Origin of the sequence: Shewanella sp. 10N.286.52.C2 (genome assembly GCF_002874545.1) — a bacterium.
In the GTDB taxonomy this organism is placed as follows: Bacteria; Pseudomonadota; Gammaproteobacteria; order Enterobacterales; family Shewanellaceae; genus Shewanella.
In genome coordinates this window covers 1-21,721 of sequence record NZ_MCTV01000048.1, presented here as the reverse complement: position 1 = coordinate 21,721, position 21,721 = coordinate 1, and the positions used below count along the sequence as shown (strand labels likewise).

22 protein-coding genes and 1 pseudogene are annotated in these 21,721 nt (G+C 38.9%); 18 read left to right on the top strand and 5 right to left on the bottom strand.

Translation table 11 applies throughout. The features are described from left to right. Positions 1-669: 669 nt before the first annotated feature. Together BCU94_RS16450 and BCU94_RS16445 are read left to right on the top strand one after the other, a co-directional pair. Complete coding sequence (locus BCU94_RS16450) at positions 670-921, top strand: YkgJ family cysteine cluster protein (RefSeq protein ID WP_102476994.1); 252 nt, start codon at positions 670-672, stop codon at positions 919-921. 32 nt (positions 922-953) lie between these two features. Then, a complete protein-coding gene (locus BCU94_RS16445; protein WP_102435383.1) occupies positions 954-1,409 on the top strand; it encodes an Rrf2 family transcriptional regulator in 456 nt (151 codons plus the stop codon). Here the strand turns inward: BCU94_RS16445 and BCU94_RS16440 are convergent. From BCU94_RS16440 to gpmM, 4 genes are all read right to left on the bottom strand, one after another. Then, positions 1,384-2,136, bottom strand: coding sequence for a divergent polysaccharide deacetylase family protein (locus BCU94_RS16440; protein ID WP_102435381.1), 753 nt, complete (start codon positions 2,134-2,136; stop codon positions 1,384-1,386). The genes BCU94_RS16445 and BCU94_RS16440 overlap by 26 nt on opposite strands. 10 nt (positions 2,137-2,146) lie before the next feature. Further along, a complete protein-coding gene (locus BCU94_RS16435) occupies positions 2,147-3,349 on the bottom strand; it encodes a S41 family peptidase (RefSeq protein ID WP_102476993.1) in 1,203 nt (400 codons plus the stop codon). Between the two features lie 110 nt (positions 3,350-3,459). After that, on the bottom strand, positions 3,460-4,593 hold the full coding sequence (locus BCU94_RS16430) for a peptidoglycan DD-metalloendopeptidase family protein (RefSeq protein WP_198589350.1): 1,134 nt from the start codon (positions 4,591-4,593) through the stop codon (positions 3,460-3,462). Between the two features lie 10 nt (positions 4,594-4,603). Further along, positions 4,604-6,136, bottom strand: coding sequence for a 2,3-bisphosphoglycerate-independent phosphoglycerate mutase (gene gpmM / locus BCU94_RS16425; protein WP_102476992.1), 1,533 nt, complete (start codon positions 6,134-6,136; stop codon positions 4,604-4,606). A gap of 377 nt (positions 6,137-6,513) precedes the next feature. On the opposite strand from gpmM, the gene BCU94_RS16420 reads away from it, so the two are divergent. The 10 genes from BCU94_RS16420 (at position 6,514) to BCU94_RS16375 (ending at position 14,943) form a co-directional block, all read left to right on the top strand. Further along, complete coding sequence (locus BCU94_RS16420; protein ID WP_076541491.1) at positions 6,514-6,948, top strand: rhodanese-like domain-containing protein; 435 nt, start codon at positions 6,514-6,516, stop codon at positions 6,946-6,948. Between the two features lie 131 nt (positions 6,949-7,079). Continuing rightward, positions 7,080-7,568, top strand: coding sequence for a protein-export chaperone SecB (secB, locus tag BCU94_RS16415; RefSeq protein ID WP_102435374.1), 489 nt, complete (start codon positions 7,080-7,082; stop codon positions 7,566-7,568). A 3-nt stretch (positions 7,569-7,571) separates the two neighbouring features. Beyond that, a complete protein-coding gene (gpsA, locus tag BCU94_RS16410; RefSeq protein ID WP_102435372.1) occupies positions 7,572-8,588 on the top strand; it encodes an NAD(P)H-dependent glycerol-3-phosphate dehydrogenase in 1,017 nt (338 codons plus the stop codon). A 161-nt stretch (positions 8,589-8,749) separates the two neighbouring features. Continuing rightward, the gene (locus BCU94_RS16405) at positions 8,750-9,934 is read left to right on the top strand and encodes an NAD(P)/FAD-dependent oxidoreductase (RefSeq protein WP_102476991.1); all 1,185 of its coding nucleotides are present in this window, start codon (positions 8,750-8,752) and stop codon (positions 9,932-9,934) included. 270 nt (positions 9,935-10,204) lie between these two features. Then, positions 10,205-10,423 (top strand): hypothetical protein, encoded by a 219-nt coding sequence (locus tag BCU94_RS16400; RefSeq protein ID WP_102476990.1) that lies wholly within the window; start codon positions 10,205-10,207, stop codon positions 10,421-10,423. Beyond that, the gene (dcm, locus tag BCU94_RS16395; protein WP_102476989.1) at positions 10,420-11,421 is read left to right on the top strand and encodes a DNA (cytosine-5-)-methyltransferase; all 1,002 of its coding nucleotides are present in this window, start codon (positions 10,420-10,422) and stop codon (positions 11,419-11,421) included. The genes BCU94_RS16400 and dcm overlap by 4 nt, the downstream gene beginning before the upstream one ends. Further along, on the top strand, positions 11,418-12,263 hold the full coding sequence (locus BCU94_RS16390) for a hypothetical protein (protein ID WP_102476988.1): 846 nt from the start codon (positions 11,418-11,420) through the stop codon (positions 12,261-12,263). Before dcm ends, BCU94_RS16390 begins: the two co-directional genes overlap by 4 nt. Then, entirely contained in the window at positions 12,256-13,344 is a 1,089-nt protein-coding gene (locus tag BCU94_RS19615) for a hypothetical protein (protein ID WP_102476987.1), read from the top strand. The genes BCU94_RS16390 and BCU94_RS19615 overlap by 8 nt, the downstream gene beginning before the upstream one ends. After that, positions 13,334-14,173, top strand: a complete 840-nt coding sequence (locus BCU94_RS16380; RefSeq protein WP_102476986.1) for a hypothetical protein — start codon at positions 13,334-13,336, stop codon at positions 14,171-14,173. Before BCU94_RS19615 ends, BCU94_RS16380 begins: the two co-directional genes overlap by 11 nt. Further along, complete coding sequence (locus tag BCU94_RS16375; protein ID WP_102476985.1) at positions 14,173-14,943, top strand: DUF6339 family protein; 771 nt, start codon at positions 14,173-14,175, stop codon at positions 14,941-14,943. Before BCU94_RS16380 ends, BCU94_RS16375 begins: the two co-directional genes overlap by 1 nt. A 337-nt stretch (positions 14,944-15,280) precedes the next feature. Here BCU94_RS16375 and BCU94_RS16370 read toward each other — a convergent pair. Continuing rightward, a pseudogene (locus tag BCU94_RS16370) lies at positions 15,281-16,383 on the bottom strand (IS3 family transposase). A 585-nt stretch (positions 16,384-16,968) separates the two neighbouring features. On the opposite strand from BCU94_RS16370, the gene BCU94_RS16365 reads away from it, so the two are divergent. The 6 genes from BCU94_RS16365 to BCU94_RS16340 all read left to right on the top strand — a co-directional run bounded on the left by BCU94_RS16365 (position 16,969) and on the right by BCU94_RS16340 (position 21,534). Then, on the top strand, positions 16,969-17,622 hold the full coding sequence (locus tag BCU94_RS16365) for a metallophosphatase domain-containing protein (RefSeq protein ID WP_241905022.1): 654 nt from the start codon (positions 16,969-16,971) through the stop codon (positions 17,620-17,622). Positions 17,623-17,710: 88 nt separating this feature from the next. Next, a complete protein-coding gene (locus tag BCU94_RS16360) occupies positions 17,711-18,499 on the top strand; it encodes a metallophosphoesterase (protein WP_102476984.1) in 789 nt (262 codons plus the stop codon). 189 nt (positions 18,500-18,688) lie between these two features. Next, the gene (locus BCU94_RS16355; protein WP_102476983.1) at positions 18,689-19,093 is read left to right on the top strand and encodes an antitoxin Xre-like helix-turn-helix domain-containing protein; all 405 of its coding nucleotides are present in this window, start codon (positions 18,689-18,691) and stop codon (positions 19,091-19,093) included. After that, entirely contained in the window at positions 19,093-19,317 is a 225-nt protein-coding gene (locus BCU94_RS16350) for a hypothetical protein (protein ID WP_198590441.1), read from the top strand. Before BCU94_RS16355 ends, BCU94_RS16350 begins: the two co-directional genes overlap by 1 nt. Positions 19,318-19,532: 215 nt before the next feature. Then, the gene (locus tag BCU94_RS16345; protein WP_157937403.1) at positions 19,533-21,194 is read left to right on the top strand and encodes a 3'-5' exonuclease; all 1,662 of its coding nucleotides are present in this window, start codon (positions 19,533-19,535) and stop codon (positions 21,192-21,194) included. A gap of 151 nt (positions 21,195-21,345) precedes the next feature. Then, positions 21,346-21,534, top strand: coding sequence for a hypothetical protein (locus tag BCU94_RS16340; protein ID WP_102476981.1), 189 nt, complete (start codon positions 21,346-21,348; stop codon positions 21,532-21,534). Positions 21,535-21,721: the final 187 nt, after the last annotated feature.

Below are 21,721 nucleotides of genomic sequence, written 5' to 3'. Positions count from 1 at the left end.
AGTAAGTCCGCTCCGCCAACGTAAAGACGAAAGCCTATACAGCAATGTAGAGGCTTATTTCGTTTTAGAAATGAATGAATTGTCAGCGAGAAAGCGAAAGTTCAGCTGTGTGAATCTGATAATGTGATTGTTATTAGAGACTGTCGACTCGTCACACGCTAAGACGCACTGGTATAACTCTTGATAAGAGTAAGTTAGCTGCGGCAACATAAAGAATAAAGATCAAAGCCTCTACTGTAGTGATTTAGTGCAAGGTAGAGGCTTTTTTAGTTCTGGAATTTAGTTTTTATTTACTCAATATTAATGCAGAAGTAGAATATTCGGTTGGTCAGGATGTTTTTAGAAACTGCCGACCTATGAGACGTTCGAATTTCAAGATCCAAGAATTAAGGTTCTATTGCAACATGCAGACTTTTTGTTTCTAGCAAATTAAGAAAGTTTTTGGCTTATTGCATCAATCTTGTCTAAATGAAAGTAAAGGCTTTTTGTCATTATGGGTAAAGGCTTTGACTCTTTAACTCTAGTCAATACAGATACAAGTAGTTTCGATTGTACCCAAAACTCACATTTTTAAACAAAAGATGCATTTAATGTACTTTTTTTGATTTAGATGTTTTTATATTAGTGATGAGTAAGATATATTGCTCTTTTAAGCAGGTAGGTGGAAGTATGGATTGTCGTTTAGGTTGTGGTGCATGTTGTATTGCTCCGTCAATTACCAGTCCAATACCCGGCATGCCTAACGGTAAACCTGCAGGGGTTCGCTGTATTCAGTTAAATGGCGATAATTTGTGTAAGATTTTCGGCGATCCATCAAGACCTGCTGTTTGCGCAGAATTTACCGCGACAATGGATGTTTGCAGTACATCAAATGAGCAAGCATTGATTTTGATCACTGAGCTAGAAGCTTCAACGTCTTAGTATGTACCTTTAATTAGTTTGGATATGACTTTATGCAACTGACCCGTTATACCGATTATGGCATCCGTATTTTAATGTACCTTGCTGCACAGCCAAAAAGAGAGACTTTATTTCGTATTGCTGAAGTCACGGAAGTCTTTGAGCTGTCTTCTAATCATGTTGCAAAGATTATTCATCATCTGGGTAAGCTAGGTTATATACAAACTTTACGTGGTAAAAGTGGTGGGTTTAAATTAGCAGTGAAGCCTAGTGACATTAATCTTGGTCAGCTTGTTGGTGAATTAGAGCCTTCACTGGCCCCTGTTAATTGCAGTGAACCCTATTGCCGCTTTACGCCAGCATGTAGTTTAAAAGGTATTCTTGCGAACGCAGTTGCTGCATATATGAACGTGCTGAATGACTGCACTTTGGCTGATATCGTTAAGAATGCAGATGAGTTAATGGATACCTTACCTGATTTATCTATCTCAATACTTGAACTGAACTAGTGGCTTTATTACTGATCATTGTTACGGGCAACAGCTTTGAAGTATGGACTAGGCTAATTCCTTCGGCTTCTAAGCGATGTAAATTTTGATTCAAAAAGTGCACTGTTTCAGGATATGGGTGTGCTATTACAACAATATTTTCATCGTTTTTTGCTTTTAGTATGATCTGCTTGAATTGTTTCTCTAGTGCCTGCTCACTGACATCGTTATCTAAAAAAATTTGTCTGCGTAATAATGGCACCTCATGTTGCTGCGCCTGCTCACTGGCAACACTAAAGCGGGTTGTCCTGCTATCGACAAAATACAAGTCCTGCTCTTTTAAGCTTTGCATCAGCCAAGTCATTGGGCTTTCAAGTTGTGTGAGCAAACTGCCCATATGGTTATTTGCCCCTTTAGCATAAGGGATATTGGCAATAGAATCTTTTAGCTGGTGTTTTAACTCTTGCTCATCCATTTCATTCGTTAAACCACCTTGGCCTAGGTTTTTACCATTGAGTGCCTGCATGGGAATATGCAGCATAATTTCATTGCCACGCTGATGGCCTTGCTTTGCAAGTTGCTGACCTAATGGAGTATGAGGTATTACCGAAAGGGTAATGCCGTTTGGTAAAGACAAAACCGCCTCATCGGTTTGACGATAACCAATATCGTCAATGATGATAGCGATTTGGGTTGCTTGAACTGGAGCCGTTAACAGTAAAGCTAAAAGTATCAATATATAGCGCACAAAGTCTGCTTTAATTATGAGTTGTTATCCATGCAATAGCGGAAGAAATTTGACCATCCTGTGGTTCATCATATTGCGCTGTAGTTTGTTCAATTATATCCAGATAATCTGTTTTTAGGATAGCATCATTTGATATTTTAATGTCCGGTTCAATGCCTTTAGTGTGAATGTCGTTACCATCTGGCGTGCTATATTTTGCAATCGTGAGCTTTATAGCGTTGCCCATATCCAGCATGGGGATCAAACTTTGCACCGTACCTTTTCCAAAGCTGGTTTCTCCCACTAGCGTGGCGCGGTTATTTTCTTGTAATGCTGCAGCCAGTACTTCTGATGCCGATGCTGAGCCCTTATTAATAAGTACTACCATAGGCACGCCTTTAAATATGGTAGGTTGCGATGCATAGTAGTTTTCATTTGCATCGAAAAAACGCCCTTCAGTTGAAACAATTAAACCTTTTTGCAAAAACAAATCAGCAATACTGATGGCTTGACTGAGTAGCCCGCCGGGATTGTTTCTAACATCAATAATAAGACCTTTTAATTGCTGTTGTTGCCATAGTTTAGCTTGGTTAATAATGGCATTGGTAGCGTCTTCCTGAAACGAGTTAAGTTGTATATAACCGATATTATTATCAATAATTTTCGCATTAATTGATTTAATATGAATTAGCTCAGGGGCGAGATTAAATAGAAGTGTTTCGTTAGCTTGGCGCTCAATGGTGAGTGTTATTGGTCGCTTGTTGATACTGTGCTGCTTAATCTCGGTAAGTACATCGGTTAAATTGGTTTGATCAATCAGGGTGTCGTTAAGTTGCAGGACCTTATCGCCAGGTTGAATATTAGCGCGGGCCGCAGGTGAGTTGGCATAAGGAGTAATGATAGTGATTTGGTTGTCATCAGTTGCCACTTCAAAGCCGAAACCAAAGTACTGGCCATTATTACTGTCATTAATGCTTTGATAATCGCCAGTATCTAAAAAGCCTGAATAGGGGTCTAGTTTATTGAATATTCCTTCGATGGCGTATTCAATTAAGTCTTCACGGTCTACTTCGTTAAAGTAATAGGTATGAACCGTATCGATGACATCAAGTAAGAGTGAGTAACTGTATTCAGATTGGGTTTTATAGTGTTGCTCTGAACTGGATAAGTTCAATGAAAATGCAACGCTAACGCCTAATATGAAGCACAAGAAATAACGTGTAATTTGCATCATAACTGCCCCTTAGATACCTTGCGGTATTATTAGGGCGTCGATTGATCAACGATTAAACCTACGGAAGGTTTGATAACCGCCAAAGATTAAATTACTTTATTATTAGCGTGTTATCGACAATATCTCGCTGGGTTAATGGCTTGCCCTTTGTGTCTTATTTCAAAGTATAGGCCAGATTCTGTTTGTCCGCCTGAACTCCCAACAAGTGCAATGGATTCTCCTTTTTTAACGGTTTCGCCAGGTGGAATAAGTAATGACTGCGCGTGACCATATAAACTCATATAGCCTTCGCCGTGATCGATTACCATAACCATACCAAAGCCTCGTAACCAGTCTGAATAAATAACGGTGCCGTGAGCAATAGCGGTGATGGTTTGTCCTTCAGGAGCGGCAATTACCGCACCTTTCCAGCTGATTTGTCCTGAGCGGCTACTGCCAAATTTAGACGAAACTCGTCCTTTAGTTGGCCATTTTAATTTACCGCGCAGCTTGGCTAAGCCATCCATTGAGGGGCTATTTTTGGCCGCCAGCACCGCTTGTTCAATAAGGTGTTTTAAGCTGGCTTCTTCAATTTGTAGTTGTTCAAGCTCTGCGCCTTTGCTGGTCAAGGTGCGTTGAATTTGTGCTAAGGTTTGTTGACGTTGTGATTGTTCTTTAGCGAGTTGTTTAGCCTGCTTTTGTTGCTCAAGAATTAAGGAATTAAGTTTTTGCTGTTCATTAACTTGCTCAACTTTAACTAGCTCTAATTGCTCAATAGTTGTTTTTAAACTGGTAATGGCTTTAATACGGGCATTATTAAGGTATTGATAATACGCTAACATCCGCTCAACTGTGGCAGGGTTTTGCTGGTTAAGCATCATCTTTGAATAGTCATGGTTACCGGCAAGGTAAGCGCTAGATAATTGTTTAGATAAGGTCTTTTGCTGCGTAACTCGCAGTGTATCTAAGTTGACTTTTTCAGCATCAAGTTCGCGAAGTTTAGTATTTACCGCAGACAGTGAGTTTTGGGTTTGATTAACTTTTTGAGCAGCATTAGAGATAGCTTGCTCATCTCGCTTTAACAACGAAATGAGCTTTTCTCGTTGACGACTGGTGTCCTTCAAAGAGCTTTGTTGTTGGTTAATCTGAGCCTGAATAGATTTCAGCTCTGATTGACGCTTACCAAGATCGGCACTTTGAACTGATGATGTCAGTATCACCAAGCCAGCAAACATGCTGGCTTTAAACAAAAGTCGTTTTTTCACGAGTGGCTAGTTACTCTTTGAGTTTAATGATTGAACGGCCGGTCATTTCCTGCGGCACTTCTTGTTCCATCAAGGTTAACATAGTCGGCGCAATATCGCTCAATCGTCCACCTGCATCAATGGTGGCTTCACGGCCTACATAAATGAAAGGTACCAACTCACTGGTATGGGCAGTATGAGCTTGACCCGTTTGTTCATTGGTCATTTGCTCAGCATTACCATGATCGGCAGTAATAATGCATTCGCCGCCGACTTTCGCTAGCGCCTCTACTACACGACCAATACAAGCATCGACTGCTTCACAGGCTTTAACCGCAGCATCAAATTTACCGGTATGACCGACCATGTCACCATTTGGATAATTACAAATAATCACGTCATAGTCAGTAGACTCAATGGCAGCAACTAATTTATCTGTGAGCTCGGTTGAGTTCATTTCAGGCTGCAAATCATAAGTTGCCACATCTGGCGACTTAATCAAGGTGCGATCTTCGCCTTCAAATGGCTCTTCTTTGCCGCCATTAAAAAAGAAGGTCACATGGGCATATTTTTCTGTTTCAGAAATACGCAGCTGTTTTTTACCCTGTTTTTGTAAGGTTTCACCTAAGGTATTGACCAGATCTGTTGATGGAAATGCCACCACAGCGTCAATGTCATTAGCATAGTTGGTTAGCATCACGAAGTTGATTGCAGGGGTAACTTCACGTGTAAAGCCAGCAAAATCGGTTTCGACAAAACAACGAGTGATTTCTCGGGCGCGGTCAGCGCGAAAGTTCATGAAGATTAACGCATCGCCATCAGCTAAGCTTGCGGCCTCACCTATGGTCGATGCAGCGACAAACTCATCGTTTTCATCACGTTCGTAAGCGGCGTCTAATGCCGCAACTGCGCTTGGGTAATTAAAGTCACCTTTACCTTGAGCAATTAAGTTGAACGCTTTTTCAACTCGATCCCAGCGGTTGTCGCGATCCATGGCGTAGTAACGACCAATCAATGAGGCTACCTTACCGTGACCCAAGCTTGCAAATAACTCATCAAAATGGATCAAAGAGTTTTTTGCGCTACGAGGTGGGGTATCACGACCATCTAAAAAGGCATGTAAATACACCTTAGTGGCACCGCGCTCAACCGCCATGCGGCACATGGCTTCAATGTGCTCTTCATGGCTGTGAACACCACCTGGCGACATTAAACCCATAATATGCACAGCGCCATTATTGGCGATAGCTTTATCGATTGAAGCGCACAGTGCCTCATTTTGATTAAACTCATTGTCAGCAATGGCTTTGCTAATGCGGGTAAGCTCTTGGTAAACAATACGGCCAGAACCAATATTGATATGACCCACTTCTGAGTTGCCCATTTGACCGTCAGGTAGGCCAACATCCATACCTGATCCGGAAATTAAACTGCTTGCATATTGGGCGGTTAACTTATCTAAAACTGGAGTTTTCGCATGAAAAACCGCATTTTTATGCGTATTTTCACGATGACCCCAGCCATCTAAGATAAGTAATGCCAGTGGACGTTTTGGTGTCGTCATGGGAGTACCTTTAAGTTTTAAAAGAAAAAGTTTTAAGAGAAAGCTAAAATTTTAATGGTATGGATATTACTTCTTTTTCAGCTCCTGAAAAAGAAATTTACCTTTGAAGAGCGGCTCAGTAGAGGCAATTTACGATGAATAGCTTGCCCAGTCACAATCCCGTGCAAGATGAATAAGGCTCAATAACAACACATTTAGTCAAAAACCTGTGAGCTATTGCCCTTAGGATAGTAAGCAAATGCAATGTTTCGTCGTTAAAGTGCTGCCCATGGCACAGTAGAGAAGATGATTAGGCTTGAATTTGCTGCATTATAAAGATGCAATCGGTATACTCTGTGGCTTATTAATTTTAGCCATTTTTAAAGTAGGCAGAGAAGATGCAAGAATATATCGAATTTTTTCAAGCTAACCCTGTATTAAGTATCGCATGGGTTGGTTTATTTGCTGCAGTTGTGGTGATGACCATTAAATCAGCAACCTCAAAAGTGAGCAACGTCAATACTCAAGAACTGACCATGCTAATGAACAAGCAAGGCGCTAAAGTTGTTGATGTGCGCTCTCAAGACGATTACCGCAAAGGTCACATCGTTGACGCTATTCATGTGCCATTAGCAGAAATCAAAAATAATAAAGCGACTGCCCTTGAAAAGTTTAAAACCAGTCCCATTATTACTGTATGTGCTGCTGGAATGACATCTTCGCAAGCTGCTCAACTTCTTGTCGCTCAAGGGTTTGAGAATGTTCATAACCTAAAAGGCGGTATGGGTGATTGGCAAGCGGCAAACTTACCTGTTGTTAAAGGTAAGAAGTAAGATAACAAACTGGTGAGACCCAATTTACCGGGATGGTCTAAAATGTTGTCTAACGGCCACATTTTAGCGACAAGCCCAAATTTACGATTAGCTTCGCAGAAGAGCTAAAAAACATTTGAAGGTAGGAAATCATGGCTGAAGTAGCAAACAACGAAGAGCAAGCACCACAATTCAACATCCAACGCGTTTACACAAAAGATGTGTCTTTTGAAACGCCAAACAGCCCAGAAGTTTTCCAAAAAGAATGGAATCCAGAAGTTAAGCTGGATCTTGATACTCGTAGCAACAAGCTATCTGATGATGTTTATGAAGTGATCCTTTCTCTAACTGTTACTGCACAAAATGGCGAGCAAACTGCTTTCTTATGTGAAGTTCAACAAGCGGGTATCTTCTCTATCACTGGCTTAACTGAGCAACAACTTGCTCACTCTTTAGGTGCTTACTGCCCTAACGTACTATTCCCATACGCACGTGAAACAGTAGGTAACTTAGTTTCTCGTGGTACTTTCCCACAGCTTAACCTTGCTCCAGTGAACTTTGATGCACTATTTGCACAATATGTTCAACAGCGTCAGCAAGAAGCTGCTGCAGCACCAGCTGCTGAAGAAGCAAACGCATAATATATGAATAACACTGCTGAAATTGCGGTTTTAGGGGCGGGGTCTTACGGCACCGCCCTTGCCATTTCTCTTGCAAGAAGTGGCCACAAGACCTTACTTTGGGGTCATGAGCCTGAGCACATGACCGCGTTAACTAACGATCGCGCCAATAATGCCTTTCTACCAGGGATTACCTTTCCTGATAGTCTTGAAATTGAAGCCGACTTAGCCACCGCACTTGCTGCCACTAAAAATGTATTGGTTGTGGTGCCAAGCCATGTGTTTGGTTTAGTACTGCAACAGGCCAAGCCTTTGCTACGAGATGATGCACGCATTGTCTGGGCGACAAAAGGTTTAGAGCCTGAAACAGGTCGATTACTGCAAGATGTTGCTCTTGAGCATCTTGGGGATAAATTTCCATTAGCAGTATTATCAGGCCCAACCTTTGCAAAAGAACTGGCTGCAGGTATGCCAACAGCAATTTCGGTAGCGGGCACCTGCCCAAGCTTCACTAATGATTTAGTGGAACTACTGCATAGCCCGAAACGTTTACGTGTTTACGCTAATGATGATTTTACCGGCTTACAATTAGGTGGCGCTGTTAAAAACGTTATCGCAATTGGCGCTGGCATGTCTGATGGCATTGGCTTTGGTGCCAATGCACGCACCGCATTAATCACTCGTGGTTTGGTTGAGCTAACCCGTTTAGGCGTTGCTTTAGGTGCTGATGCTAATACCTTTATGGGTATGGCAGGCCTTGGTGACTTAGTACTAACTTGTACCGATAACCAATCACGTAACCGTCGTTTTGGCTTGGCATTAGGTAAAGGCTGCGATGTCGATACTGCTCAAGACGAAATCGGTCAAGTGGTTGAAGGCTATCGCAACACCAAAGAAGTTTACACTTTAGCTAAACGTCTTAATGTTGAAATGCCTATCACTGAGCAAATTTACCAAGTGTTATATCAAGGTAAAAGCCCAACAGATGCCGCTAAAGAGCTACTGGGTCGAGACCAAAAGTCTGAAACCATTAGTGAATAGCTAAAGGCATGTGTGTAAGTGTGAATGCGACTAAAAGGGTGCTAATATAGCGCCCTTTTTTGTGGCTTAAATATACCGCTTGCTAGCTGATTAACGCTGTCGAGTAGGCAGCGTAAACTGTCACAATAATCGCCCCCAATCATTTTAAAGAGAGTAAGCTTGTGAAACATCATGACGTGATCATTATTGGCGCTGGCGCAGCAGGACTCATGTGCGCCTCTACTGCTGGCTATCGAGGTCGTGATGTTCTAGTGCTAGATAATGCTAAGCAAGCAGGCCGTAAAATTCTCATCAGTGGCGGCGGTCGTTGTAACTTCACTAATCAAAAAGTGGAACCTCACAACTTCTTGTGTGGTAACAGCCACTTTGTAAAATCTGCCTTAGCACGTTACCGTTCAAGTGACTTTATCGAGTTAGTTGAGCGTCATGGCATTGAATATCACGAGCGTGATCATGGGCAGTTATTTTGTAATGACTCAGCTAAAGACATTGTCAGCATGTTAATGACAGAGTGTGAATGGGCTGGCGCGCAAATACAGCTACGCACTGAGATTGTGTCGGTCACCAAAAATGATGCTGGGCAGTTTGCAGTCGTGACCTCAAACGGTGAGTTTAGTTGTGAGTCACTGGTGATTGCCACGGGCGGCTTATCAATGCCCAAACTTGGCGCATCACCTTACGGTTACAAGCTTGCAGAACAATTTGGACTAAAGGTGTTACCGACCACAGCAGGCTTAGTGCCGTTTACATGGCATACGGAGCAAAAAGCGCGTTTTGAGCCTCTGTCGGGCATTGCGGTGCCAACAACAATCACCGCGCAAGATGGCACTCAGTTTAGCGAAGCATTGTTATTTACCCATCGCGGCTTATCAGGCCCGGCAATTTTACAAATTTCAAATTACTGGCAAGCAGGCCAAAGTATTAGCATTAACCTGTTACCCAATGAGTCAGCGAAAGATAAAATCGAGCTAGCGCTTGCAAATCACCCTAAGCAAAGCCTACGTAACACCATCAGCCAATGGCTACCAAAGCGCTTGGTTGAAGCGTTATTTGAAGCAGCACTGCTTGATAAAGCCTTAAACCAGTTAGGCCACGGTGAGCGTGAGCAAATAGCACAAGACCTTAATGAATGGTCAATCGTGATGAACGGTACCGAAGGCTATCGCACTGCTGAAGTCACCTTGGGTGGCGTTGATACTAATGAGTTATCATCTAAAACCATGCAGTCTAGCAAGGTTACTGGATTGTACTTTATTGGTGAAGTGATGGACGTCAGTGGTTGGCTCGGAGGGTTCAACTTTCAATGGGCTTGGTCGTCTGGTGTGGCGGCCGGGATGGCGGTTTAGCTGATTTGAGTTAAATAAAACGAAGACAATTTAAATTGCATCGAAGACAAAATAGCCTTAATAACACTTCTATATGACCATCAGAAAGAAATAGTTACTGCCCTTTCCTCTAGAAAATACAAATAACAAATACAATCGGCGTATTTTTGTGCAAAAAAAAATATATAACAATACTCACTCGAAATAAGACACAAAAATAAAATATTGCCATTAAATCTCATATAAACTAGTATATATTGAAAATGAACTGTGTGTTTAATGGTAAACCCAATGAATAATAGAGATAAATTCGTCAAGCTAGCAGAACAAAGAGTTAATAAAGCCATAAAAACTCTTGATTTAATAGGTAATTTATCTAACAGAACTAACTATTCCTACAACGACGAAGATGTGAAAAAAATTTTAAAGGTACTGAATACAAAAATGAAAGAATTAGAATCTCGATTTGAATATTCATCAAATAGTAAAAATGATGAGTTTCGTTTATGAGCTCAAAATTAAAAGCAGGTGCATTATTTTCAGGGATAGGTGGTTTTTGCATAGGCTTTAAAAATTCAAATATAGATACTGTCTGGGCAGTTGAGCAAGATGTTCGAGCTGTAGATACATATAAAAATAATCTAGATAACGTTAGGGTTATTGCAGACGATATTAAAAAAGTATCTGTAGAAAAAAATGGGTTAGAACCAGTTGATGTGCTACATGCTGGCTTTCCTTGTCAAAGCTTTTCACAGGCTGGAGGTAGAAAAGGTTTTGATGATCCTAGAGGTCAGCTTTTTTTTGAAATTATTAGGCTTATTAAAGAGTTTGGAAAAGATAAACCTTCGGTTTTAGTCTTTGAAAACTCTCCCTATCTAAAAATTGGCGATAACGGTAGTTGGTTCTTAAAAATAGAAAAAGAAATTAAAAAGGCTGGGTATTGGTTTAGAGAAGCTAATGCACATGAACTAGACGCATTCAATGTATCTATCGTCCCACAAAAACGAAATAGACTTTTCATGGTGGCTTTCTCTATCAAGCATTTCAAAAATGGTAAATTTGATTTTCCTAGTGAACAAGGGTTAGGTAAAAAAGACCTATCTAAGTTTGTTGATTTTAAAAAACAACAAGATGACTACTACTATCTCCCTGAAAACAATAGATATTTTGACATGATAAAAGATCATGAAATACAAGATGATTGCTTATATCAGCTAAGAAAATATCTAGTTAGAACTAAAGAAACGAATACTTGCCCTACTTTAACGGCGAACATGGGACAAGGTGGGCATAATGTCCCATTTATTATTAATGATTCTAGAGTAAGGAAGCTAACAGAATACGAATGCCTCAGATTACAGGGCTTCCCAAACTGGTTCAAATTTCCTGAAAGTGTTCCTCGTGCCAATAGGTACATGCAAATAGGTAATGCTGTGGCGGTGCCAGTAGCAGAGCTTTTAGCACAACAGGTCTACAAAAAGATTAATGAAGAAAGGAGAACTAAATGAGTTCACATATCGGTTGGAGTCACCCTGTAGAGTCAGGAGGACAGTGGGACGGCTTTAATGATTCAGGTATTGAAACCTTTAAAGGCAACCCTATAGTAAGCTTAGGAAGAGAGATAACTCAAAACTCTAGAGATAGTGTTTTAGATGAAAAACTGCCTGTTAGAATAGAATTTAATTTATTTGACCTTGATGTAGCGACAATTCCTGACATTCAAGGGTTAAGAAATAATATCAGTGTTTGCCAGGAATTTGCCAAGAATTCTGGTGCAAGAGCGGAGCAATTCTTCAACGATGCAACAAAGTTACTCTCAAAAAAGAAAGTGTCTGTTTTAAAAATATCTGATTACAACACTAAAGGAATTATGGGTCCATGTGAACATGGAACGCCATATTTTGCATTTATGAAAGCATCTGGCGAAAGTGTTAAGAGTAGTGATATCGCCGGAGGTTCATTTGGTATTGGTAAAAATGCTCCTTACGCAGTATCTGAATTACGAACTTTATTCGTCTCTACAGCCTTCAAAAACAGCAAGGGCGAAGTTGAACAATTTTTTCAAGCTAAATCAATTCTAATGTCACATAAGCATAAGAGAAAAACGCATAGGGGCCAAGGTTACTGGGGGAATACAAAAGATTGTATGCCCATTTCCGATTCATCTGAGGTACCTGAATGGTTGAGAAGACCTATTGCAGAAGACGGTTCTGTCGAGCTAGGAACTTCATTATATGTTTTAGGGTTCACTAAGCCTAAAAACTGGGAAGAAAGATTAACTTCATCGATTGTTTCTAACTTTTTTGGGGCCATTACTGAAGGAAAACTTGAGGTAGAAATCAATGGCTAATCAACAAATAAATAAAGAATCAATTGACGATATTCTATTTGGTAAAGAATTTTTAAGGCTTCAAACTGCTATTGAAAGTGAAAAAGAAGAGCCAGAAAAATTAAAGTCAGCTAAAGATTATTATCAAGTCATTAAGAAGCATAATGAAAGTGTAATTATTGAAAATACAGAAAATCGTGATTTAGGGCATTGTAGATTACGATTGGTTGTAGGTGAAGACTTGCCTAAAAAGGTATGCTTTCTGAGAAATGGTATGTTGATCACAGATAAACTACATGGATTAATGAGATTTTATAATTACAAAGATTTTGTTGCTGTATTTGAGTGTCTAAGCGAAAAAGGGAATGCTCTGTTAAGGGAAATGGAGCCTCCTCGTCATGATGATTTTGAACCAGAAAGGCTTACTAAAGAGCAGCAACGAATAGGAAAAAGAGCCTTAAATAATATCAAGCAATGGATTAAGGATATGATTAAAAGGCATGCTCAAGATCCTGGCGAAGCGCAATCAACGTTGGATGAATTATCTAAATTTCTTGGTTCAGAATCATCTGAAGCTGGAGAAGATAAAAATGAAGAAATGAATCCTGTTGGTGAAATTAGAATTACTGCGAAGCCTGTTAAAAGAAAGAAAATTTCTGCACCATTTATTTCTGAAACTCAAGGCCCTGGAGCCGGAGAAGGAGAACAGCCTGGTGGAGGCGGCCCAGGAAATGGTGGAGGCGGCCCAGGAAATGGTGGAGGCGGCCCAGGAAATGGTGGAGAAGGCTCTGGAGAAGTAAGTACCAGTGGAGGTAAAGAGAATATTACCCCTGTTCCTCTCAAGAATGTGCGAGTATCGTCAAATAAGAGTGGAAACAAAAGCATCTTTTTTACTCCGCTAAAAACTGCTTCTCTTAGAATTAGAGTATTTTTAGCTGGGGCCGATAGTGATTACCCAACAGAAATTACTAGTGCAAATATAGGTGAGCTTAAAAATGGACTGCTTTATCTTGACGGTGTTGCTAATACTCGTGTGACAGCTGAAATTTCAATTAATGATGATAGCGGTTTCGCTATTAAGGTTGTAGCAGATGAAGTTTGACCCTCAAAAAGCCTTTCCTTATCCAGTGTTAAGGCCACACAACGATGATTATTTAGATAGTGATATACAAACTACGGCTGAGTTTTTAATAGATCATGATAATAAAAAGGTCAAATTTAATGCATCTCTCGCTATAAGTTCTGAAGCTATTCAAGAGCTAATAGAAAGCAACAAAGCAAATTATTCAATCATTATCTCATGTCGAAGCACTTTCTTTAGAAAGAGCTTAAGAACTAATTCAGATGAAATTGAATATGAATTTAACTATGGAGACTTTAGGGATGAAGTTGAAGTAACATGTTTTGTGACGGCTTCTGAAGATATTGATAATTTTTTGCCAGAAGATCTAAATCCAGAATTCGGAGATCTTGCTTTTAATATTGAGAAAGGTGATGTTTTAGCACTCGATGAACCACAAATATCATTTTTTGATAGGGATTCCTTTAAACCACTAGCATCTATCTTTTCTTTAATTCAATCAAATAATAGAAGTGATAATGAATTTAGAGTTGAATTAGACCACGACGATATAACAATTGCTGTTAGTCCTACAACTAAACAAATGATCGATATAGCTAGAAATAATCCATCTCACTTAGCTGTTCTAATGAATTCATTATATTTTTCAGCGTTGGTAGAAGCCATTAATCAAATTCAGCAAGCAGTTGATGAATATGAGAATAATAAATGGGCTAGCGTATTAAGTAGAAAAATACACAATACTGAAAATATTGATATAGATACGGACCCTGCATACGTTATTGCTCAAGAATTATTTAAGATGCCAATGCTTCAACTTAAAAATTATGTATTTAAGGAGAAAGACTAATGGAGATGAGACTTTTTCATCAACGTGAACTTGCGCAGCTGATTCATGATATTGAACAAAATATAGAAACATACAGAAACGGGGATTTTAATTTTATTTCCGAAGATGAAACCCTATCATTTGCTTTACCAGACAGTGTCTCAATTGATCTCGACATGCTACAGCCTATTTTAGATTATAAAGCTAAAGATCAGTCGCCTGCTAACCGAGCAGCAAGTGATGCAAAATTCTCTTCGATTCTATATAAATCAATAACTGGATTAGAGCCTTCTATTGCAAGAGATCCTCGGCTATGGAATTACCTATCACACACGATATTTTTAAACTACGTGCGAAATAGATACCCGATTCCTCAAGAGACAGAAAAAGCGATAAAAGAAATAAAGGCACATTTCTTTTGTACTGACGAAAAGCGCAGCATAGAACGAAATAACGGTGTATCTAGATTATGGTGGATGGCATATGTTGTAAGCCGGGTCGATGAGTTAGGCCTAGATGACGCATTAAAGGCCTTTTTAACTAAAACAGATGTTAGAGCTAATATATTTGAACGCCCTACTACATCACAAAATGTTAATGTATTAACAGGAATCTTGAAAGCTCTTCATCAATCTCTTAGTGAAGATTCCATTCTCTTTGAGAGGCATATTTTCCGAGAATTTATGCGAGAAATTAACTTATGGGGTGGAATGATTCTAATTGGTGATTTAGACCAAGAAGATATAGATTCAAAATTATTGAAAATAAAAGATAAAGTTATAAAAAATTAACGTTAATTTATATAGAGCGGTTAATAGATTTTTAGCTGCTCTAAACTTCCTATGCTAACTAAAAATACTTCACTTAACTTATTAAAATGGTCATTTGAGTAAAATATTTCACTTGTCATACCAGTGATGTTTTCGTGTATGATTTTTTACCTAAAAAATCACAAAGATAACAAAAACAATAAGTTGAACCGATAGGTTTCTGAACCTCTATTGGCAATACATTTATTTCTCAATATAATATGTAAGATGCTGATATTGTTAGGTATTTGATCTTTTTTCCACCTTATTCTACCCTCGAAATATTACTAAGTTTTAGTGTAACCCTCCCTTATATCGATCATATTTTAAGAGAGTTTTCTTTATTTAACCGCTCATATAGCTTGGGCGGTAGATCGTTCAGTGATTCATGGGGCCGATCATAATTATATTCTTCAAGCCAACTATCCGTGATTTCCCTTACTTCAGTCAAGCTGTTGAACAAATAACAGTCCAATACTTCATTTCGATAAGTTCGGTTAAATCGTTCAATAAACGCATTTTGAGTGGGCTTACCTGGCTTAATAAAGTCTAACTTAATACCGTGTTGTTCAGCCCATATCTCAAGTGCATGTGAGATAAACTCAGGCTCATTATCTTGCCTTAAACGCTTAGGGTAACCGCGATAGGCTGCGATTCTATCCAGTACACGTATTACCCGTTGAGCAGGTAAGCTTGAGTCCACTTATATCGCTAAAGCTTCATGATGATAGTCATCAATCACATTAAAAGTTCTGAACGACTTTCCTGAAAACAAGTTGTCGCTCATAAAATCCATTGACCAGCAATCATTTGCCTTTACTGGAACGGCTAGTGGCTCTGGTTCACGTGACGGTATGCGTTTTTTGCCTTTACGTCGTAAGTTAAGCTTCAAACCACAATAAACGCGATACACACGTTTATGATTCCATTTATGACCAAGTAAGCGTAACCGTTTAAATATCTTTCGAAAACCATAAGCCCTATGCTTCTCTGCGATGCCTGATACGGCCTCAATGATGTCATTATCATCGATACGCTTGAGTTGGTAATAAAATGTGCAACGACTGATACTTAGCGCATCACAAGCCAACACAACACCTAGGCCAAATTCATTAATGGCATAGTGGGCTAACACCTTCCGCTCTGCTGGCTTTATAGCTTTTTTTCAACAATGTCTTTAAGTGCCATGTTTTGCAAACTGACATCTGCAAACATCTTTTTAAGTTTGGCATTTTCAGCTTCTAATTCACGCATACGGGTTAAATCAGAGGCTTGCATCCCACCGTATTTCGATTTCCATTTGTAATAGGTACTTTGACCAACATTATGTTTGCGGCATAACTCAGGCACAGTAAGGGCGCCTGATTCACCTTCTTTGAGGATGTTGATGATTTGGCTTTCAGTAAAACGTGTCTTTTTCATGTGATTCTCCATTTGGTTTAGTGTAAATGGAAAACTCTATTTAAAACATTCTGAATTTAAGGGAGGGTTACATCACCACCACTAAAGCAATTGACTGCAATTCCACTAATGAAGCATTCAAACGTAAATACTCACTTCTAAAATAATTGGTAGCGGTTCCAGTACTGTAATATTTTGATTTTATTTCCAGTACTGGATTTTTCACTACTGGGGAGTCCGTTTGGCTTAGATCTAAGTTTGTATGGAACTCGCTGAATGAGACCAACTGGTAAGAACTGAAAGTAGTCCATCGATCACTTAATTATTAAAATACAAAACTAATTAATGGAAGGTATACATAAATTACAAGCTAATTAAATTTTATGGTGTACGGTTTAAGTTATTGATGTTTAATGTAAATATTGACATTTCTATCTTTTGGTTATAAGGTTTTAAATACTAAAATTAATAATTTCGGTAGCTCAAATAAGTCAGTAAAAATAAAGAATAAAAGTGACTATTTCTGCGTATGAACTGCGAAAGTTGATCTAAAAAAAGATGAACTTGTGCTTACTGAATACACAATTAACGTAGGGTTTATAATAGATGAATGACGAACTGACATGTGTTGTGATTAGCGATACGCATGGTATGTATCGACAGATAGAAGTTCCTGATGCTGACGTATTTATTCATGCAGGTGACATCACGAAGTCTGGGAAACTGGAAGAGTTGAATGATTTTAACGCTTGGCTTACAGATTTACCGCACCGCTATCGCATCGTTATAGCTGGTAATCATGACCGAGTATTTGAAAGTAATCCGATTCAAGCTAGAGCGGCTATGACAAATGCCGTATACCTCGAGGATGAAGAGGTAACGATTTGTGGAATTAAATTTTACGGTTCACCTTGGCAACCCTGGTTCTTGAATTGGGCGTTTAATTTGCAGAGAGGAGCAGAAATACAACAGAAATGGGATCGAATCCCTGACGACACAGACGTCCTGATAACACACGGGCCAGCTTATCGTCATTTAGATGAAAATCTAGAAGGAAAACATGTGGGCTGCAATGACTTATTAAGTGCTGTCCAGCGAGTAAAGCCTCAGTTTCATGTCTGTGGGCACATTCATGAGGGATATGGTCGGGAGTCAGATGGTATAACAACATTCATCAATGCTAGCTCTTGTACAAGACGATATATTCCCAGTAATGCTCCAATGCTTTTCGTTGTTAAAATTCTCAATTTGCAGGTTTAAAGCGTAAGGGACTTGCGACCTGATGATATATCCTTATTTTTCAGCATCTTTGATGCAATATTTATATTAAAAAATAATGAGTAATTATATGAAGTTTATACCTGTGAGTGATTTGCATCTTGATAACTTTAAAATAAGAAAGGATTTTTGGTTAGACTTTGATCCTGAGGCCGTTCTAATTATCGCGGGTGATGCTGCTAATGCACTCTCTGGCATGGAGTATATAAAAACTATTCTATGTAAATACTTTCGTGCGGTCATATATGTCTGTGGAAATCATGAATGGTATAGTAATAAAAATCGTTTATACAAAATGAATCCTTATCATTTTATAAAGGAATCGGTTAATAACGTAAGCCATTCAACAGTGCTATCTAATTCGCCCTTGAAAAAAATAAAATATCATAGCCAGCTGGTAGACAATTTATACTTTTTAAACAATGAATCAATCGTAATCGATGGTTTTTTAATTTACGGTGGTTCTTTGTGGTTTCCGATCCACACTTACTCAAAATCTTTATTAGATGATTACGGACTATTGATGAATGACCCGAAATTTATTAATTACAAGATTATTGAAGAGCAATTTAAGAGTTTTGTTGATAATTTTCCGCCGAAGGTGGATTTGGTTGTATCTCATCACCTTCCCAATTTAGAAGCGTTTGCATTAGATATAAATCGTACGAGTGAATATGCCCCGTTCTATCATGCCTCTTTATCGGACGAATTAATTCTAAGAACTAGATATTGGATCGCTGGTCATCAGCATGATGCTACGGAGAAATTAATCGCAGGGCATGTTAAGTTCATTAGCAACCCCAAGGGTTCCGTGCCTATGACCCCAGGATTACTTAGAAATAAGGTATACCATTTATAGTGGTTATAAAATGAAAGTCAGTAAAAAGACAGATAACCTTGTCTATTGAGTACTCTAAAACAGAGACCAGTTTTATCTGCCATTACATAGCGATTGTTCTGGTTAAACTCTAAGATCGTGACCAATATTAGTTGACCACTACAGTCCCTGCAGACCTTATAATGTAATAAAGTATGAGGAGATTTTGATATGTTAGCAACAAATAGAGTGCAAGCTAAAACGGTCAACAAAGTCGAGTCGAGAGTACTTGCGAAAGCAGTCACAAAGCTTTTTAAGTATTGGGGGATTTCACAGGATGCCCAATGCTCATTGCTTGGTATAAGCCCTTCTAGTCGTAAGAAAATAAAATCTATGGAAGAAGGCTTGGTTGGCATCCCAACAGGGCGTGATTCATATGAGCGTGTAGGGTACTTATTGGCAATCCATAAAGCTTTGCGATTACTTTACCCCCAAAACCCTGAACTGCTTTATGGGTGGGTCACAATGCGTAACCAAAAATTTGATGGTCGCACTCCGCTAGAAGTGATGACTGAGGATGGATATTTAGGGATAGCTAAAGTAAGTCGCTATTTAGATATGAATCGAGTGCACTAATGTCATCACTGTTTGACGATCTGCTAGACCATGTGGGTGGTTTATATTCTTACAGTCTTCGACACACCTTTATCGATGAATTTAAGCGATTAGCTATCAGTGAACATATAGTGGCGCTGATAGTCGGTCACACGAACCCAAACATAACCTACGGCTGTTATGGTAAGGATGTTCAGGCTAGGGCATTACTCAAATATATTGAGCGACTTGAATATGATATTTGATGATCGGGTGGGTTTAATGTGCAATCTTAACAGGGCAAAGCTAACACGCTTTTGCCCCAAAATCGTTTAGAGTAGATACTCTTCACTCAACCTGTATGATCTGATTACCCAACATTTTCTAATGTAGGATGCTGGCAGATGGTTCTGCTACTTCAAAAGTGAAAAAACACTCACTAAGAGTAAAGTTGTCTATCCAACATAGTTTAAGGATTAGTATGAATGGCAATGAAGAAATCATTGTTTTTTTGGCAATTATAGGACTTCCTATCTGTCTATGGGCATTAATCAAGATACCTAACGCTAGCAAATGTGGTTCGTGTGGCCTACCTTTGAATATGCATCGTCAAAAAACATATCACTCTGTTATAGAAAACAAAAATGTTGAGCTGTGTAAGACGTGTTATAAAAACCGTATCCCATTTATTCCTAGAAAAACTAAATCGCAGCCAATTAGTCCAGTCAGTGCCAGTAGTAAAACCAGTTCAATAAGTGAAGCGGTTGAAGAGGTAAAGCTTCTTACCAGAAGTAGCATGTCGCAACGATCTAACTCAGTCAGTAACTTTGGCGAAAGCATTTTAATTAGTGAAGCAGTTGAAGAGGTAAAGCCTCTTACCAGAAGTAGTATACCGCCACAAGCTAACCCAGTCGGTCCTCTTGGTGAGATAATTTCAATTGATGAAGTACTTGAAGAAATGAAGGTAGATAACTGTTTTTGGTTGGATACAGAAACTACGGGTCTCTCTAGTAGTGATGAAATTATTGAGCTATCGATATGCACGCATGATAAACGAGTTGTATTTGACTCGATAATTAGTTCAAGAGTTAACTGTAGTGCGAAAGCTAGAGCCGTCCATAGTATAACTGACGAGCAGATTGCTAATGGATTGTCTATAGAGTCAGCGAAAGCGGCCTTAACTGAATTGTTAGAAGGAAAAACGATAGTCTCCTTTAATGTGGATTTTGACTGCCAAATGCTGTTCCAAACCTTTGGAATAAAAGTTAAAAAAAGATTTTGTGTAATGAAGTGGAGTCAATCTGTTCTTGATTATGAAAGATGGCCTCGACTGGAAAAAGTGTGCAAACGGCTTAATATCAAACAACCAGAAGCGCACCGTTCTCTTGCTGATACCATCACAACAATTGATGTATTCAACAAATTGGTTGATCTTACAAGTAACCACAAATCACTTCTACGGGACTTCGCCTTAATTGACCTCAACGCTATAAATCAACTAGGAGATGAAGAAACCTTATTTCTATCACCTAACTCAAATATATTTTCTTTTGATTGTCTCATCGATCGATATGGTAATGAGATTATTGGCATACGTTCAAAAGCTTTAAAAAGGATGTTAAAAAGAGAAGGAACAAGGATTTTTGTGCAAAATGGTCGTAAGGGCAAAACATTAAAAGTTCAATACATCGATAAACCTGCTATGCAACTACCAATATCCATGGAGGAGTTGAGTCATAGGCTGGATGCATTGAAACTAAAAAAAATAAGCCCAAATAAATACTTAAGTTTGAAAGCCACGATTACTCAATCGTGTATAAATAAAACTACAAATGAAATTATAGATGGCACGTACTATATCCCTTCAATCGCCATTAACGAAAAGATATATGAAAATTTAGAAAACTTACCAATATTCCATAACAGCGATAGAGAGAGTATTGCTTTTAGAATCAAGACTCCGAAAAATACCTTGAAAAGGCTATTCGCTCTAGGGTTACAAGGGTATTCATCAATTCTCAAGGTAACTGAGCATGATAACCAAGTAACCATTACCGCTTACCATCTTCTTGATGCGCAAAAAATAACCACCCTTAATGCTTGGAGTCTTGATGGTGAGAAGGCATGGTCAGGTGATTACTAACCAACAAGGGTACATAACTGCAATTCAAGACGAACCTGATCTGTACTAGTGAGCGGATTATAACTCTGACTCTAACTGATTTCTGTCCAAATGTGGGTTAGGGAACTAACTTGTATTTGTATTTGGCCAGTTTATCGAAAGCAGATATACAGTGAGTAATATTCGTGAATTTTTAGAAGATGAATTTGAGTTTGTTCGTCTACTTAAAGAACATCTAGACTCAAGAATCCAGCCAATGCCAGCTTCCAGATTAAAAGGTTGCCTTAATTTGTTGGCAAAAGATTATTTGGATAAAGGGGTTAAGTTAATAGAAGAGGCAGAACGTTATAATCGAGGTTGAAGTCCGATAAAAAACTAAAGCGCCGTAGAGGAGATCACACAAGTTAAACTTTTAAAACTTTATCAAGTGCATATAGCAAAGGATTTTCTGGTTTAATATTAATTTAGACAGCTTTTAGGGGAGTGTGTGGAGTCAATAAATATGTGCGGGGCAGTGTAAACTTTATTTGTAGTAGCTCAGACTTGAT